13 protein-coding genes and 1 pseudogene are annotated in these 15,468 nt (G+C 73.0%); 2 read left to right on the top strand and 12 right to left on the bottom strand.

The features are described 5' to 3' along the window. Positions 1-79: 79 nt before the first annotated feature. The 3 genes and pseudogenes from AC1VM9_RS14965 to AC1VM9_RS14955 all read right to left on the bottom strand — a co-directional run bounded on the left by AC1VM9_RS14965 (position 80) and on the right by AC1VM9_RS14955 (position 3,420). A complete protein-coding gene (locus AC1VM9_RS14965) occupies positions 80-862 on the bottom strand; it encodes a TSUP family transporter (protein WP_481341317.1) in 783 nt (260 codons plus the stop codon). Continuing rightward, positions 859-1,644 (bottom strand): HAD family hydrolase, encoded by a 786-nt coding sequence (locus AC1VM9_RS14960; protein WP_481341316.1) that lies wholly within the window; start codon positions 1,642-1,644, stop codon positions 859-861. The genes AC1VM9_RS14965 and AC1VM9_RS14960 overlap by 4 nt, the downstream gene beginning before the upstream one ends. After that, positions 1,641-3,420 (bottom strand): annotated as a pseudogene (locus AC1VM9_RS14955) (proline--tRNA ligase). Before AC1VM9_RS14955 ends, AC1VM9_RS14960 begins: the two are co-directional and overlap by 4 nt. A gap of 156 nt (positions 3,421-3,576) precedes the next feature. Between AC1VM9_RS14955 and AC1VM9_RS14950 the strand changes: the two are divergent. Both AC1VM9_RS14950 and AC1VM9_RS14945 read left to right on the top strand, forming a co-directional pair. Continuing rightward, complete coding sequence (locus AC1VM9_RS14950) at positions 3,577-4,380, top strand: methyltransferase domain-containing protein (RefSeq protein ID WP_483123177.1); 804 nt, start codon at positions 3,577-3,579, stop codon at positions 4,378-4,380. A 62-nt stretch (positions 4,381-4,442) separates the two neighbouring features. Beyond that, a complete protein-coding gene (locus AC1VM9_RS14945; RefSeq protein ID WP_483123176.1) occupies positions 4,443-5,285 on the top strand; it encodes a GNAT family N-acetyltransferase in 843 nt (280 codons plus the stop codon). Positions 5,286-5,300: 15 nt separating this feature from the next. Here AC1VM9_RS14945 and AC1VM9_RS14940 read toward each other — a convergent pair whose 3' ends face one another. The 9 genes from AC1VM9_RS14940 to AC1VM9_RS14900 form a co-directional block, all read right to left on the bottom strand. After that, positions 5,301-6,146, bottom strand: a complete 846-nt coding sequence (locus AC1VM9_RS14940) for a GNAT family N-acetyltransferase (RefSeq protein ID WP_483123175.1) — start codon at positions 6,144-6,146, stop codon at positions 5,301-5,303. A gap of 114 nt (positions 6,147-6,260) precedes the next feature. Next, a complete protein-coding gene (locus AC1VM9_RS14935; RefSeq protein WP_481341311.1) occupies positions 6,261-6,929 on the bottom strand; it encodes a nucleoside/nucleotide kinase family protein in 669 nt (222 codons plus the stop codon). A 2-nt stretch (positions 6,930-6,931) separates the two neighbouring features. Beyond that, positions 6,932-8,092, bottom strand: a complete 1,161-nt coding sequence (gene ispG, locus AC1VM9_RS14930) for a flavodoxin-dependent (E)-4-hydroxy-3-methylbut-2-enyl-diphosphate synthase (RefSeq protein ID WP_483123174.1) — start codon at positions 8,090-8,092, stop codon at positions 6,932-6,934. 56 nt (positions 8,093-8,148) lie between these two features. Further along, a complete protein-coding gene (locus AC1VM9_RS14925) occupies positions 8,149-9,495 on the bottom strand; it encodes a M50 family metallopeptidase (RefSeq protein ID WP_483123172.1) in 1,347 nt (448 codons plus the stop codon). 55 nt (positions 9,496-9,550) lie between these two features. Further along, entirely contained in the window at positions 9,551-10,756 is a 1,206-nt protein-coding gene (gene dxr / locus AC1VM9_RS14920; protein WP_481346500.1) for a 1-deoxy-D-xylulose-5-phosphate reductoisomerase, read from the bottom strand. A 64-nt stretch (positions 10,757-10,820) separates the two neighbouring features. After that, positions 10,821-11,342 carry a pyridoxamine 5'-phosphate oxidase family protein gene (locus AC1VM9_RS14915; protein ID WP_481346501.1) on the bottom strand — a complete coding sequence of 174 codons (522 nt, stop codon included), beginning with the start codon at positions 11,340-11,342 and terminating at the stop codon, positions 10,821-10,823. Between the two features lie 50 nt (positions 11,343-11,392). Next, positions 11,393-12,736, bottom strand: a complete 1,344-nt coding sequence (locus AC1VM9_RS14910) for a hypothetical protein (RefSeq protein WP_483123171.1) — start codon at positions 12,734-12,736, stop codon at positions 11,393-11,395. A 9-nt stretch (positions 12,737-12,745) separates the two neighbouring features. Beyond that, positions 12,746-13,771 carry a DnaB-like helicase C-terminal domain-containing protein gene (locus AC1VM9_RS14905; RefSeq protein WP_483123169.1) on the bottom strand — a complete coding sequence of 342 codons (1,026 nt, stop codon included), beginning with the start codon at positions 13,769-13,771 and terminating at the stop codon, positions 12,746-12,748. 118 nt (positions 13,772-13,889) lie between these two features. Then, positions 13,890-15,422, bottom strand: coding sequence for an NAD-dependent succinate-semialdehyde dehydrogenase (locus tag AC1VM9_RS14900; RefSeq protein ID WP_483123168.1), 1,533 nt, complete (start codon positions 15,420-15,422; stop codon positions 13,890-13,892). Positions 15,423-15,468: the final 46 nt, after the last annotated feature.

The raw sequence follows: 15,468 nt of genomic DNA, 5'->3' as shown, positions 1-15,468 counted from the left end.
CGGCGCGCTCCCCCGGCGTCGACCGCGACGGGGCCCAGAGGTGGCCGGGAAGGCCGCCGGAGGACGGGAACGGACGCGCTCAGGCCCAGAGGCCGAGCAGGCTGCCGCCGATCCGGACGATGAACGCGACGACGATGACGACGAACACGACCCGGACGAACCCGCTTCCCCGCGCCACCGCGGTCCGGGCGCCGACATAGCCCCCGAGCAGGTTGGCCGCCGCGATGACCGCACCGACCTGGTAGAGCACCAGACCCATGGGGGCGAAGACCGTGAGCGCACCGAGGTTGGTCGCGAAGTTGGCGATCTTGGCCTTGGCGCTCGCCTCGAGGAAGTTGTACCCGAGCAGCCCGACGAGCGCGAAGACGAGGAAGCTGCCGGTGCCCGGGCCCAGGGCGCCGTCGTAGGCACCGATGACGAAGCCGGTCAGCATCGCGAGGACGGTGTGCCGCGCGCCGTGGAAGCGGCGGATGGACTCCTTGCCGAGGTCGGGCCGCAGCAGGGTGTACGCGCCGACGAGGACGAGCAGCACGAGGATGATCGGGTTGAAGGCCGACTTCGGGATGTGCAGCCCGATGAGGGCACCGCCGATGGACCCGAGGTAGGCCACCGCCGCCATGGGAAGGGCCGTGCGCAGGTCGGGCCGCACGCGTCGGTAGTAGGTCACCGAGCTCGTGGCGGTGCCGAAGATCGAGCCGAACTTGTTCGTCGCGAGCAGCTGGGCCGGGCTCGCCCCGGGAAGCCCGACGAGGAGCGCCGGCAGCTGCACGAGCCCGCCACCCCCGACGACGGCGTCGATCCAGCCCGCGGCGAAGGCCGCGAGGCCGAGGAAGACGAGGGTGGTGAGCGTCGGGTCGCTCACGCCTCGTCGCCGTCCGCGACCTGGTGGTTCCAGAGCGCGACGATGCCGGCGACGTCGAGCAGCTCGTGGGCGACGGCGTCGGGCCTGGCGTCGACCGGCATGCGCTGTCCCGCAGGGATGTCCGAGTGGGGCACGAGGATCGCCCGCATGCCGACCTGGTGGGGTCCGTGGACGTCCTCGAAGAGCCGGTCACCGACGTAGACGGCGTTCTCGGGCTCCACGTCGAGCGCCGCGCACACGGTGCGGAACGCGTCCGGGTGCGGTTTGACGACGTGGATCTCCGAGGAGTAGACGTCTGCGTCGAGCAGGTCGAGCACGCCGTCGCGGGCGAAGACCTCCCGGTGGTACTCGCGGCTCCAGATCGTGTTGGAGAGCACGCCGACGCGGATTCCCTTGCGACGCAACGACTCCCACAACGGGCGCACCTGCGCGTCGGTGTGCGTGTGCGGCTCCCAGAAGCGCTGGTACGCCGCCAGCGCGAGGTGGTGCCGGTCGTGCGCGGGGTCGACGCCCGCCTCCTCGAGGATCGCCGCGATCGACGCGCTCTCGTGGCTCTGCCGGCCGCGACGCCAGGCCCGCTCCTCGGCCTCGTGGATGCGCCGGGCGAGGGAGTCGGCCTCGGCGAGGTCCTCGACGGGCATGTCGGGGTCGTCGACGGGCAGGCCGTGCACGGTGCGGGCGAACACCCGCCACTGCTGCGGCAGGTCGACCTCGTGCCAGGGCGTCAGCGTGCCACCCCAGTCGAAGACGACAGCCTCGACCGGACGTCGGGACGGGGTCACGAGCGCTCGACCTCCGCGGTCACCTCGGCGGTCAGGGCGGCGACGACGTCTTCGACGGCCACCTCGCGGCGCTCGCCCGAGCGGCGGTCCTTGATCTCGACGACGCCGGCGGCGAGGCCCCGGCCGATGACGAGGATCGTGGGTATCCCGATGAGCTCGGAGTCCTTGAACTTCACGCCGGGGCTGACACCCCTGCGGTCGTCGACGAGCACCGACAGGCCCTGGACCTCGAGCTCGCGAGCGACCTCCTCGGCCTTGACGAACATCGCCTCGTCCTTGCCGGCGACGACGACGTGCACGTCGGCCGGGGCGAAGCTCGCGCGGCCAGATGATCCCCGCCTCGTCGTGGTTGCCCTCGACGACGCAGGCCACGGCGCGGCTCACGCCCACACCGTAGGAACCCATGACGACCGTGACGAGCTTGCCGTTCTGGTCGAGCACCTTGAGGTCCAGCGCCTCGGCGTACTTCGTCCCGAGCTGGAAGACGTGGCCCATCTCGATGCCGCGGGCCCCCTCCAGTACGTGGTCGCAGTTGGGGCAGGGGTCGCCGAAGCGCACCTCGGCCGCCTCGATCGTGCCGTCGCCGGTGAAGTCGCGGCCGACGACGAGGTCGAGGACGTGGCGGCCCGGCTCGTTGGCGCCGGTGACCCAGCGGGTGCCCTCCGACACCCGCGGGTCGAGCAGCATGCGGATGCCGGTCGTGCCCTCGAGACCGAGCGCGCCCGGACCGATGTAGCCCTTGACGAGACCGGGGTGCTCGGCGAAGTCGGCCTCGGTGAACGCGTCGAGCTCGGCCGGCTCGACCTGCGCGCCGAGGCGCTTCTCGTCGACCTCGCGGTCCCCCGGAACACCGATGGCGAGCGGCTCGCGCGTGCCGTCGGGGTGCTTGAGCATGACGACGACGTTCTTCAGCGTGTCGCCGGCCGTCCAAGGGCGGTCCTCGCGCGGGAACCGCTCGTTGAGGTGGTCGACGAGCGTCGCGATCGTCGGCGTGTCGGGGGTGTCCTCGACGTGCGCGGCCGGAACGCCCTCCCACCCGACGGGCGCGGGCGCCGGGACCTTGACGGCCTCGACGTTGGCGGCGTACCCGCAGCTCGTGCAGTGGACGTAGGTGTCCTCGCCGACCTCGGCGGTCGCGAGGAACTCCTCGCTCCTGCTGCCGCCCATCGCACCGGCCATCGCCTCGACGATGACGTAGTGGAAGCCGAGGCGGTCGAAGATGCGGACGTACGCCTCGCGGTGCGCCTGGTAGCTCTTGTCGAGCCCGGCGGTGTCGATGTCGAAGGAGTAGGAGTCCTTCATGACGAACTCGCGACCCCGGAGCACGCCGGCACGCGGGCGGGCCTCGTCGCGGTACTTCGTCTGGATCTGGTAGATCGACAGGGGCAGGTCCTTGTAGGAGCTGAAGAGGTCCTTGACCGCGAGGGTGAACATCTCCTCGTGCGTCGGGCCGAGCAGGTGGTCGGCACCCTTGCGGTCCTGCAGGCGGAAGATGTTGTCGCCGTACTCGGTCCAGCGGCCGCTCGCCTCGAAGGGCTCCTTGGGCAGCAGCGCCGGGAAGAGCAGCTCCTGCGAGCCGATCGCGTCCATCTCCTCGCGGACGATCCGCTCGACGTTGCGCAGTACGCGCAGGCCGAGCGGCAGCCACGTGTAGACACCGGGGCTGACGCGGCGCACGTAGCCGGCACGCACGAGCAGCCGGTGGCTCGGGACCTCTGCGTCCGCCGGGTCCTCGCGAAGGGTTCGCAGGAACAGGGACGACATGTGCAGGGCCACCGGGACTCCTTCGGGTGCGTCGCTCGGGGTGAGCGCGGGTGAACCCCGGAAGGATATCGGTCGCCCGGCGGACGCTTCGCCCCCGTTTCGCCACGCCCCGGCCCGGGACCGTGAGACGTGGGCGCCACCACGACCGGGCGCGGGTAGCGTCCGGTCATGGCCGACGTCTACCTGCACGGGCACCACCCGAGCGTCCTCGCATCCCACGGGGCGCGGACCGCCGCCGACTCCGCGGCCTACCTCCTCCCGCACCTGCGCGCCGGCCTGTCCCTCCTCGACGTCGGCTGCGGTCCGGGGACCATCACCCTCGACCTCGCTGCGGCCGTCGCCCCGGGCGTCGTCGTCGGCGTCGAGAACGTCGAGGGCCCGCTCGTCGAGGCCCGCCGCCAGGCCGCCGCCCGGGGCGACGTGCGGACCCGGTTCGAGCTGGCCGACGTCACCGCCCTCCCCCACCCTGACGCGGCCTTCGACGTCACGCACGCGCACCAGGTGCTCCAGCACCTGACCGACCCGGTCGGTGCCCTGCGGGAGATGGCGCGCGTCACGCGTCCGGGAGGCGTCGTCGCGGTGCGCGACGTCGACTACGCGTCCATGGTCTGGCACCCGGCCTCCCAGGGCATGACGCACTGGCTCGAGGTCTACCGGCAGCTCGCGCGGCTCAACCACGCCGAGCCCGACGCGGGCCGGCACCTCGTCGCGTGGGCGCACGCCGCCGGGCTGACCGACCTGACGCCGTCGGCCTCGTTGTGGACGTATGCCGTGCCGGAGCAGTGCGCCTGGTGGGGCGGGGTGTGGGCCCGACGCGTCGTCGACTCGACCTTCGCCACCCAGGCGCTCGAGCGCGGCCTCGCCACGCGCGCCGATCTCGAGGCCATGCGCGACGCGTGGCTGACGTGGTCGCGCCACCCCGATGCGTGGTTCGCGATGACCCATGCCGAGGTCGTGGCCCACGTCGTGTGACCCGGGCCGCCACGCCGCGAAAAGGCGGGCGGCCCCGGACCGCCGTCTGCCAGATTGGGCCCATGCCAGCGCCCATGACCGTCCACGTGACCTCCGACCCTGTTGAGGCCGGGTCGTGGTTCGCCGACCTGGTCGACCGCGAGCCGCAAGCGCTCAGCGTCGTCGCGAGCGTCATCGCGCGGGTCCTGCACGACCCGACGCTGCACCCGGGAGCGCGCTGGTGGGCAGGTCACGAGGGCACCGACGTCGTCGCCGCCTACATGCACACTCCGCCGCACCCGCTGCACGTCGCGTTCGCCACGCCGGACGGCGCGCGGGCCCTGGCGGCCGGTCTGGCCGGGCAGGGCGACCACCTGCCGGGCGTCGGCGGACTGCGCGCACCCGCCGAGGCCTTCGCCGACGAGTGGTCACGGCTGACCGGCAGCACGACCCGCACGACGATGGAGGTCGGCCGCTTCCTGCTGCCTGACCGCGCCGTCGTGCCCTTCGAGGTGCCGGGCGCCTTCCGTCGGGCCACCGCGGCCGACCTGCCGCTCGTCGACGCGTGGCACCAGGACTTCCTCGACGCCATCGAGGGTGGTGGCCGGGCCGCCCTGCCCCTCGTCGACACCGTCGCGGCGGGCCGGGTCGGACTCTGGGTGGACGGCGGCGAGCCCGTCTCGATGGCGTACGCCTCGCCGGCGAGCGGCGGGCTGACACGCATCTCCGGGGTGTGGACCCCACCCGGGCTGCGGGGCCGCGGGTACGCCAGCGGGGTCGTCGCCGCCCTGTCGAACGAGCGCCACGATGCCGGTGAGGCGTGCATGCTCTTCACCGACCTCGCCAACCTGACCTCCAACGCCATCTACCAGGCGATGGGGTACCGACGCGTCGGTGACGCCGTGAGCATCACCTTCACAGCCTGACCGTCCCGCGCGGCGTCAGAGCAGGACGGTCGTGAACGCGCCGACCTCGTGGAACCCGCACCGGTCGTAGGTGGCCCGGGCCGCGACGTTGAAGTCGTTGACGTAGAGAGAGACCTCCTCGGCGCGATGGGTGAGCACCTGCTCGACGACCGCCGCCATCGCCGGGACCGCGAGGCCGCGGCCGCGCAGCCGCGGGTGCAGCCAGACGCCCTGCACCTGCGCACAGCCGAGCGCGAGCGAGCCGACGTCGGCCTTGAAGACCACCTCGCCGTCCTCGACCTTGACGAACGTGTGACCCTGACGGACGAGCGCTGCGATGCTCGCCCGGTAGCCCCGGTCGGAACCGTGGTAGGGCGGGTAGCCGATCTCCTCGGTGAACATGTGCGCGGCCGCCGGCACGACGAGGTCGACCTCGTCGAGGGAGGCCGGACGCACCTGCTCGTCCAGGTCGAGGCCGAGGGCGGACGGGCGGGTCGAGGTGGCGAGCAGCGGCTGGTGGGTCCGGATGGCCCGCACCGGCCCCCACGTCGGACCGAGCCGGTCCCACAGGCCGACGACCTGCTCGCTCGGACCGAAGATCGAGGCGCACTGGCGACGCATCCGCATGATCCGCGCGGCGATGGCCGTGACGCCCGCCTCGTCGAGCTCGACGGGCACGACGTTGGCGCTGACCCACGCCAGCCCGGCGAGGTCGCCGGCCTCGACGTGCCCGATGAGCGAGCCCGGCGCCGCCGCGATGCTGCCCTCGAGGATGCGGGCGGCGACGAACACGTTGGCCACCCGGTCGCGCGCGCACAGCGCGAGGGCCGCGTCGCGGTCCGCGGTCGACAGCGACCGCACGGGGAGGCGTTGGCGGAGCACCTCCCAAGAGTGACGGCACGTGAGCCCGTTGTCACCTACGGCACGCGACCGGCAACGCCCTCGTGACCTGCGCCGGCGAGCACGCCCGGCAGGCGACGCCGTCAGGGGTTGTCGTCAGGGGTTGCGGTGCAGGACCGGCGCGTCGAGGTCGGTGTTGTCGAGTACCCACGTCGCACACTCGCGCGGCCGCGCCTGCGCGAGGTAGAGCCGCTGCCCTCCGACGTACCGGTGGTTCGACGGGGCCTCGGGATCCGCGTCGTGCTCGGTGCCGAGGCGGGCGTTGCCGCGCGGCACCGACACCGCGAAGGGCACGTCGACGAAGACGACGGCGTCCCACGACCCGGCGAGCTGCGGACGCTGGAGGAAGATGCCGTCGACGAGCAGCAGGGTGTCCGGGCCCACCGGCACCGGCGGGGGCGCGACGGGTTCGTCGCGGGCGACGTCGTGGACCGCCGGCGTCACCGGCTGCCCGCCCCGGAACGGCTCGAGGACGACGCGTCGGAACGCGGCGTAGTCGTAGGAGTCCTCGTAGAAGGTCTCCGGGCCGCGCCCGCGCGCGACGCGGTCGGCACGCGGACGGTGGAAGCCGTCGACCGACACCCGCAGCACGTCACGCCGAGCCCCGACGACGTCCGCGAGCTGGTCGGCGAGGACGGTCTTGCCGGCGCCGTCGACGCCGTCGACGGCCACCGCGACGCGTCGCCCGGGCCGCAGGGCGACCAGCTCATCGGCGAGCGCGCGCACGACGGCGAGGCGTCCCGACGCCGCGACGGGTGGGCGCACGGTCAGCCGACGGTGACGCTGGGGCTGCCGGCGGCATCGTCGTCGACCGGCTCCCCCATCTCCTCGGCGATGCGCATGGCCTCCTCGATGAGCGTCTCGACGATCTGGCTCTCGGGGACGGTCTTGATGACCTCGCCCTTGACGAAGATCTGGCCCTTGCCGTTGCCGCTCGCCACCCCGAGGTCGGCCTCGCGAGCCTCCCCGGGGCCGTTGACGACGCAGCCCATGACGGCCACACGCAGCGGGACCGTCATGCCCTCGAGGCCGGCGGTGACCTGGTCGGCGAGCGTGTAGACGTCGACCTGTGCCCGGCCGCACGACGGGCACGAGACGATCTCGAGCTTGCGCGGCTTGAGGTTGAGGCTCTGCAGGATCTGGTTGCCGACCTTGACCTCCTCGACCGGCGGCGCGGAGAGCGAGACCCGGATGGTGTCGCCGATTCCCTTGGACAACAGCGCCCCGAACGCCGTGGCGGACTTGATCGTGCCCTGGAACGCGGGACCCGCCTCGGTGACACCCAGGTGCAGCGGCCAGTCCCCGCGCTCGGCGAGCAGCTCGTAGGCGCGGACCATGACGACGGGGTCGTTGTGCTTGACCGAGATCTTGAAGTCGTGGAAGTCGTGCTCCTCGAAAAGGCTGGCCTCCCAGACCGCGGACTCCACGAGGGCCTCCGGTGTCGGCTTGCCGTACTTCTCGAGCAGACGCCGGTCGAGCGAGCCGGCGTTGACGCCGATGCGCAGGGAGACACCGGCGGCCTTGGCGGCGTCGGCGATCTCCTTGACCTTGTCGTCGAACTGGCGGATGTTGCCGGGGTTGACGCGCACGGCCGCGCAACCGGCGTCGATCGCGGCGAAGACGTACTTCGGCTGGAAGTGGATGTCGGCGATGACGGGGATCTGGCTCTTGCGCGCGATGGCCGGCAGCGCGTCGGCGTCGTCCTGGCTCGGGCACGCCACCCGCACGATGTCGCAGCCCGCGGCCGTGAGCTCGGCGATCTGCTGGAGCGTCGCGTTGATGTCGGTCGTCGGGGTCGTCGTCATCGACTGCACCGAGATCGGGAAGTCGGACCCGACGCCCACCTTGCCGACCTGGATCTGGCGGGTCCGGCGCCGGGGCGCGAGGACCGGCGAGGGCGCGGAGGGCATGCCGAGGGAGACGCTCATGCCGCCCATTATGTCTCGACGGGACGGCTCGCCCGCCGGCGCTCCTGCGCCCCGGTTCAGCCGAAGAGGCTGATCGGCTTGACGATGTCGGCATAGATGAGCAGGACCGACATCGTGATGAGCACGAGGCTCATGCCGTAGGCGATGGGCAGCCCCTTGGCGACGTCGACGTAGCCCGGGTCCGGCCGGTGGCGCAGCCGCGCCCAGCCCATCCTGACCGCCTCCCACAGGGCACCCGCGACGTGCCCGCCGTCGAGCGGGAGCAGCGGGATGAGGTTGAAGACGAACAGGGCCAGGTTGAGCGATGCGATGAGCAGGACGAGCTGGGCCAGCTTGACCCAGTTGCCGCCCTGGGAGTCAGGGATGTCGACGGCGGCGACCTCCCCACCGAGGCGGCTGACACCGACGACCGAGATGGGACCGTTCGGGTCGCGCTCGCCCGACCCGAACGCCGCCTGGACCACGCCGGCCATCTTCTGCGGGATCTGCACGACGATGCCAGCGGTGTCGAGGACGCGCTGCCACACGTAGCCCGGCGCCTCGACCAGCGGCGTCCGCACGAGGTCCTGGCCGGGCACGATTCCCGCGTACCCCATCGGGGCGAGGACGAGCTTGCCGTCGCGCACGACCGGCTTGTACTCGGCGTCGTAGGTGGCGCGCTCGAGCCGGGCCGGGGTGATCGTGACCTCGACGGTCCGGCCGCCTCGTTGGACGACCCACGTCATCGGCGTCCCCGCGTGGTCCCGGATCGCGGCCGACACCTGGTCCCACGACGTGACCGTCGCGCCGTCGATGGACAGCACCCGGTCGTCCGGCTGGAGGCCGGCCGTCGCCGACGGTGCCTTCGGGTCGCCGGCCGCGCACGCCGGCTGCGGGTCCTGCACCGTCGGGACCGTGGTCGGCACGCACTGCGCGACCCGCCCGACCTTCGGGGCGACCTGCGGCAGTCCGTAGAGGGTGATGACGCCCGTGATGAGGACGAACGCGATGAGCAGGTTCATGACCGGCCCGCCGAGCATGATGACGATCTTCCTGCCGGGGCTCAACCGGTAGAAGACACGGTCCTCGTCACCGGGCTGCACCTCCTCGAGCGAGTCCGCACGGGCCTGGTCGACCAGCTGGCTGAACCGGCCGGTGGAGACGCTGCGCAGCTGACCGGGCGCGTCTCCTGGACGCGGGGGCAGCATCCCGATCATCCGGACGTAGCCCCCGAGCGGGATCGCCTTGATGCCGTACTCGGTCTCACCTCGGCGCCGCGACCACACCGTGGGGCCGAACCCGACCATGTACTGGGTCACCTTGACGCCGAACCTCTTGGCCGGCACGAGGTGGCCGATCTCGTGCAGGGCGATGGACAGGGCGACGCCCACCACGACGACGAGGACCCCCAGCACGAAGAGCATGACCCATTCTCACACCCCGCGATCGATGCACACCCGCCGGCGTGGCCAGCGTGGGTCAGGGGGCGATCGACGCCTCGGCGGCCTGGCGGGCCCAGGCGTCGGCGGCGAGGACGTCGGCGAGCGTGAGATCCCAGGCGCGGGAGGCGGGCTCGTCGGCGTACGCGTCGACGACCCGGGCGACGGTGTCGACGATGTCGACGAACCCGATGCGGCCGTCGTGGAAGGCGTCCACGGCGACCTCGTTCGCGGCGTTGTAGACCGCCGGCCACGTGCCGCCGGAGGCACCGACGCGGCGCGCGAGCGCCACGGCCGGGAACGCGTCGTCGTCGAGCGGCTCGAACTCCCACGACTGGGCGCTCGACCAGTCGCACGGCACGTCGACGTCGGGGACGCGCTCGGGCCAGCTCAGGCCGAGCGCGATGGGGACGAGCATCCTCGGCGGGCCGGCCTGGGCGATCGTCGAGCCGTCGACGAACTCCACCATGGAGTGGATCATCTGCTGCGGGTGCACGACGACCTCGATCGCCTCGAACGGGACGTCGAAGAGCAGGTGCGCCTCGATGACCTCCAGTCCCTTGTTGACGAGCGTCGCCGAGTTCGTCGTGATGACCCGGCCCATGGCGAAGTTCGGGTGGGCGAGGGCCTGCTCGGGCGTCACGTCGGCCAGCTCGGCGCGGGAGCGGCCCCGGAACGGACCGCCGCTCGCGGTGACGACGAGACGTCGTACCTCGTCGGCGCGTCCCCCGCGCAGGGCCTGGGCGATGGCCGAGTGCTCGCTGTCGACGGGGACGATCTGTCCCGGGGCGGCGAGCGCCTTGACCAGAGGTCCGCCGATGATGAGCGACTCCTTGTTGGCCAGCGCGAGCGTCGTGCCCGCGCGCAGCGCGGCCAGCGTCGGCTCGAGCCCGATGGCGCCGGTGATGCCGTTGACGACGACGTCGGCCTCGCGCCCGGCGAGGACGGTGCTCGCGTCGGCGCCGACGAGCAGCTCGGGCTCGTACGCGGTGACGCCCGACCGGTCGGCCGCCGCCCTGACCGCCGCCTCGAGGTCCGCGACGCTGCCGGATGCTGCCGCGACGGCGGGCACGCGCAGCGCCACGGCCTGCTCGGCGACGAGGGCGAGGTTGGAACCCGCGGACAGACCGACGACCTCGAACCGGTCCGGGTTGCGGCGGACGATGTCGATGGCCTGGGTGCCGATCGAGCCGGTCGATCCGAGCAGGACGATCCGGCGGGGGCGGGCGGCGGCGGCGTCGGTCACCCGGGCATTGTTCCTCACCGGCCCCCGCGCCCGTGCAACCGCGGCCGGCAGCGCGCGGGGGTGGTCAGGCCGAGACGCCGCGCGAGCGCAGCAGCTCGTCGCGGTCGGACGCGTAGGCGACGGCCCACGTCATGCGCAGGCGGTACAACCGGATGTCCTCGCCCCAGGAGAAGGGACTGCTCCCGTAGTGCGCCGTCCAGTGGGCGTCGACGGCATCGAGCTCGGGCCCCGGGGCGATGAGCTCGGCGTACCCGTGGCTGAAGAGGGCGAGCTCCTCGCCGTCGACGTGGGCGACGCTGACGGCAGGACGCCGCTCGAGGTGGCGCGCCTTGGCCGACGAGCCGCTCGTGCCGAAGGTCCAGGTGCCGTGCAGGAAGTGCCCGTCGAGCGCACTGATGCGCGGCTCGCCGCGGGCGGTGACCGTGGCGACGCTGAGCACCCTCATGCCGGTGAGCAGCTGGGCGAGCTGACGGGCCGTGAGGGTGCGCTCGTCGGTGATGATGCCGCGCAGGTGGCCCGTGGCCCGCGCGTGGGAGCGGTCGAGAAGGTCCTGCAGCGCGTCGAGGTCGGCGCCGGTGTCGTCCATCCTCCGACGGTACGGGCGGGCGCCGACAGCACCCGAGCCTCCCGGCGTGCTCACCACCAGCCGAGGTCGAGGGTGTGCAGGCCCAGGTCGCCCCACCACCACGTGGGGGTCGGGACGTACGCGCGGGCCGGGGCGACGACGTGCGGCGGAGGCAGCAGGACGCTCGACGGCACGCTCGGGCGTCCGCTCGGGACGGCGTCGGGTGCGGCGCCGGGTGCCGCATGGGGTGCGACGTCGGATGCCGGGCCGGCGTCCGGCGAGGAGGGTGGCAGGAAACCGGTGCGGGGGTCCCGGGGCGCAGCCACGCCCGCCTCGACGAGCGTGCGGACCGTCTCGAGCCGGGCCTGCAGGAAGGCGGTGAGGGCCGCCGTGTCCGGCGCGCTGCCCGGGGACGTCGGCAGCCACGTCGTCAGGGTCTCGGTCAGGCGGCAACCGACGCCGGCGTCCTCGACGACGGTCTCGACGTCGCTCTCGCGGGGGGAGCCGAGGTCGCGTTCGACGACCCGGCGTCGATCCGGCGTGACGGCCAGGACCGACAGGCTCGCGGCACGGCGTCCGTCCCCGGCACGGTGCACGGCGAGGACGTGCTCGGTCCCGGGCGCATCGGCGAGCTCGAGCCGGACGACGCGTTCCACGTCGGGCCGCAGCAGCGGCTCCGAGCCCGGGTCCAGCAGGAACGACCAGACCTGGTCGGCCCCCAGCGCGAGGTCGACGGCGGCGGACGCCGTCACCGGTACCCACGCCGGCACCGCCGACGTCCGGGCGAGAGTGCCTGCGGGGGCGGCGGTTCCGCCTCCGGGCCCGAGCGCGCCGGGGACGCCCGGCACGCCGAGACCGTCGGGACCCGGACCGGCGGGGTGGTGGGCCGCCCAGGGGTCGGATGCGGTCGCTGCGGTCGCCTCCGGCACGTCGCGCGGCCGACCCTCGACGTCGGCCTTGACGCCGAGGAGGCCTCGCGCGAGCCAGCTGCGGGCGAACCCGGAGAGCGGGTCGTCCGGCGACAGCCCGGCCAGCACCTGCGACACGACGGTGCCGTGGTCGAGCGGCTCCACGGTCGTCGTCAGCTCGAACGCCACGGCCCCGTCGGCCGACCGCGCGACGACGCGACGCCCGGGCTCGAGGTCGACGACGGTCGACAGGCCCGCCCACAGGCGGCCGTCCGCTCGCCGCCAGACCCCGGCGAACTCCGGCAGACCGGTCGGCTCCGGGCGCGGGAGCGCGACGAGGCCCACGCAGTCGACGCCCCGCGCGGCGGCGGGCGCGGGGGCGACGAGCGCCTGCCACACGGCGTCGGGCGCGGCCTCGACGAACACGCGGTGGCTGACGTCGTGCAGCACGACGGTGACCGGCTCCTCCGCGTCGCCGCCGCCCAGCAGTCCGCGCAGGAAGCCCACCGCAGTGCCTCAGGAGACGAAGACGCGCTCGTCGATGAGGCGCTCGGTGACGGCCTTGCCGGCCGGGTCGAAGCGCCCGTGCTCGAAGTCCTTGGCGAACTCCAGCTCGACGCCCGAGCGACCGTGGCGGTTCTTCTCGATGCTGACGACGGTCCAGCCGCGGAACCGCTGGATGTTGCCGAGGTCGTAGACGAGGTGCTCGCGCGAGACGACGTCGACCTTGTCGTTGACGATGAGCACGACGTCGGCCTCGTAGGCCAGCGCCGAGGAGCCGCGCAGGTCGTGGGTGCGCATCCGGTGGCCGCTGCCGAGGGCCTCCTTGTCGGCGGCCGAGATGGTGACGATGGGGACGCGGGCCGCGAGGGCGAGATCCTTGAGCCCCTCGGCCGCGGCGGTGACGCGGGCGTTCTCGTCCTCGCCGTCGACGGGGACCTTCTGGATGTAGTCGAGCAGGACGAACGGCGCCTGGCCGGTGGCCTGGGTGACGCGTCCGATGACGGCGGCGACCTCCTCGAGGGAGGTCGTCGCGCCGGAGGACTCGTGGATGTGGAGCCGGTCGCCGTAGCCGGCGAGGGCCTCGTGGGCGGCCGTGCCACCGGGCAGGTCGGCCAGGACCGACGCGAGCGATGCGCCACCGGAGCCCACCTCGAGCGCACGCCGCACCTCGACGACGCCGGCGACCTCACCGGCGTAGGAGCCGACGGCCTCCACCGCCTCCATGGAGATGAGCCGCTCGAGGAGCGTGTACGACTCGTGCTCGTAGGAGAAGACGACGGCCGAACCGCCCGCGGCCACGGCGTTGCGGGCCAGCTGGAGCCCGAGCGTCGTCTTGCCGTGGCCGGCGGGACCGCCGAGGAGGACGAGCTCGCCGGCGCGGAAGCCCCCGGTCAGCGTCGCGTCGAGCACCGGGAACGCGGTGGGCCACACCTGTGCACCGGCGACGCCGCCACGGCGCAGCACCTCGTCGGTCTCGGTGAGCAGCGCGTCGAGCGAGCGCAACGAACCGGCATCACGGTGTCCAGCAGGGGTGACCATGCGCACGATTGCACCACGGGAACTCCGCCGGTGAGCGCGTTTTGGGGCAGGACGCCGGGGCACCCGCGGGTGCCCCGGCGTCGTCGCGCGCGTGGGTCGCGTGCCCCTCGTGGGCGCGTCAGAGCGCGATGCCGACGTACTTGGTCTCGAGGTACTCCTCGATGCCCTCGAAGCCGCCCTCGCGGCCGACGCCCGACTGCTTGACGCCACCGAAGGGCGCGGCCGGGTTCGACACGATGCCCTGGTTGACGCCGACCATGCCGTACTCGAGCTCCTCGCTGACCCGGATGGCCCGGGACAGGTCGCGCGTGAACAGGTAGGCGACGAGGCCGTACTCGGTGTCGTTGGCCAGGCGCACCGCCTCGTCGTCGTCGGCGAACGACGTGACCGGTGCGACCGGACCGAAGATCTCCTCGCGGGAGAGGTCGGCGTCGGTCGGCACGTCGGCGAGCACCGTCGGCTCGTAGAACCAGCCGGCACCCTCGCGCGCCGAGCCGCCGGTGAGGACGCGGGCGCCCTTGTCGACGGCGTCCTGGACGAGGGCGCCCACCTTGGTCCGAGCCTTCTCGTCGACGAGCGGGCCGACGTCGACCCCGTCGTCGGTGCCGTGACCGAGGGTCAGGGCGCCCATCCGCTCGGCGAGCCGCGTCGAGAACTCGTCGGCGAGCGACTCGTGGACGTAGAACCGGTTGGCCGCCGTGCACGCCTCGCCGATGTTGCGCATCTTGGCCAGCATCGCGCCGTCGACGGCCTTGTCGAGGTCGGCGTCGGCGAAGACGAGGAACGGTGCGTTGCCGCCGAGCTCCATCGACACGCGCAGGACGCCCTGGGCGGCCTGCTCGATGAGGGTGCGACCCACCGGCGTCGAGCCGGTGAAGGTCAGCTTGCGCAGCCGCGGGTCGCGGATGAGCGGCTCCATGACCTCGCCGGTGTGGCTCGTCGTGACGACGTTGAGGACGCCGTCGGGCACGCCGCACTGCTGCAGCAGGTCGGCCAGCGCGAGCATCGTCAGCGGCGTCTGGCTCGCGGGCTTGACGACCATGGTGCAGCCGGCCGCGATCGCCGGGCCGATCTTGCGGGTGCCCATCGCCAGCGGGAAGTTCCACGGCGTGATCATGAGCGTCGGGCCCACCGGCTGCTTCATCGTCATGAGACGAGACGCGCCGTTGGGCGCGGTCGACCAGCGACCCGAGACCCGGACCGCCTCCTCCGAGAACCAGCGGAAGAACTCGGCACCGTAGGCGACCTCGCCCCGGGACTCCGCGAGGGTCTTGCCCATCTCGAGGGTCATGAGCGCCGCGAACTCGTCGGTGCGGGCGACGATCCGCTCGTACGCGTCGCGGAGGATCTCGCCGCGGTCGCGGGGGGCGGTGCGGGCCCACTCCGCCTGCGCCGCGACGGCGGCGTCGAGCGCGGCCCGGCCGTCCTCGACCGTCGCGTCGGCCACCCGGGCGATGACCTGCCCGGTGGCCGGGTCGTCGACGGCGATGGTGGCGCCGCTGCTGCTGTCGCGCCACGACCCGCCGATGAACAGCCCCTTGGGCACCGCCTCGACCACCGACTCGAACGGAGACTCGGACGCAGACTCGGACGCCGGCGCCACCGCCGGCTCGGACGTCGTGGTCCCTGACTGCTCTGTCACGCGTGCCATGCTCCTCAGCCTAGGTCCCCGCGGGACAGGTTCTCGGTCGTGGGTT

The sequence above is a fragment of the Monashia sp. HAY1-11D genome, assembly GCF_056868035.1.
This window is presented reverse-complemented; position numbering and strand designations above follow the sequence as displayed.

Excerpts from the sequence above, each read along its gene's own strand:
- AC1VM9_RS14905 (WP_483123169.1), bottom strand. The coding sequence starts at position 13,771 with ATGGTCACCCCTGCTGGACACCGTGATGCCGGTTCGTTGCGCTCGCTC.
- AC1VM9_RS14915 (WP_481346501.1), bottom strand. The coding sequence starts at position 11,342 with ATGGACGACACCGGCGCCGACCTCGACGCGCTGCAGGACCTTCTCGAC.
- AC1VM9_RS14945 (WP_483123176.1), top strand. The coding sequence starts at position 4,443 with ATGCCAGCGCCCATGACCGTCCACGTGACCTCCGACCCTGTTGAGGCC.
- AC1VM9_RS14950 (WP_483123177.1), top strand. The coding sequence starts at position 3,577 with ATGGCCGACGTCTACCTGCACGGGCACCACCCGAGCGTCCTCGCATCC.
- ispG (WP_483123174.1), bottom strand. The coding sequence starts at position 8,092 with ATGAGCGTCTCCCTCGGCATGCCCTCCGCGCCCTCGCCGGTCCTCGCG.
- AC1VM9_RS14900 (WP_483123168.1), bottom strand. The coding sequence starts at position 15,422 with ATGGCACGCGTGACAGAGCAGTCAGGGACCACGACGTCCGAGCCGGCG.
- AC1VM9_RS14925 (WP_483123172.1), bottom strand. The coding sequence starts at position 9,495 with ATGCTCTTCGTGCTGGGGGTCCTCGTCGTCGTGGTGGGCGTCGCCCTG.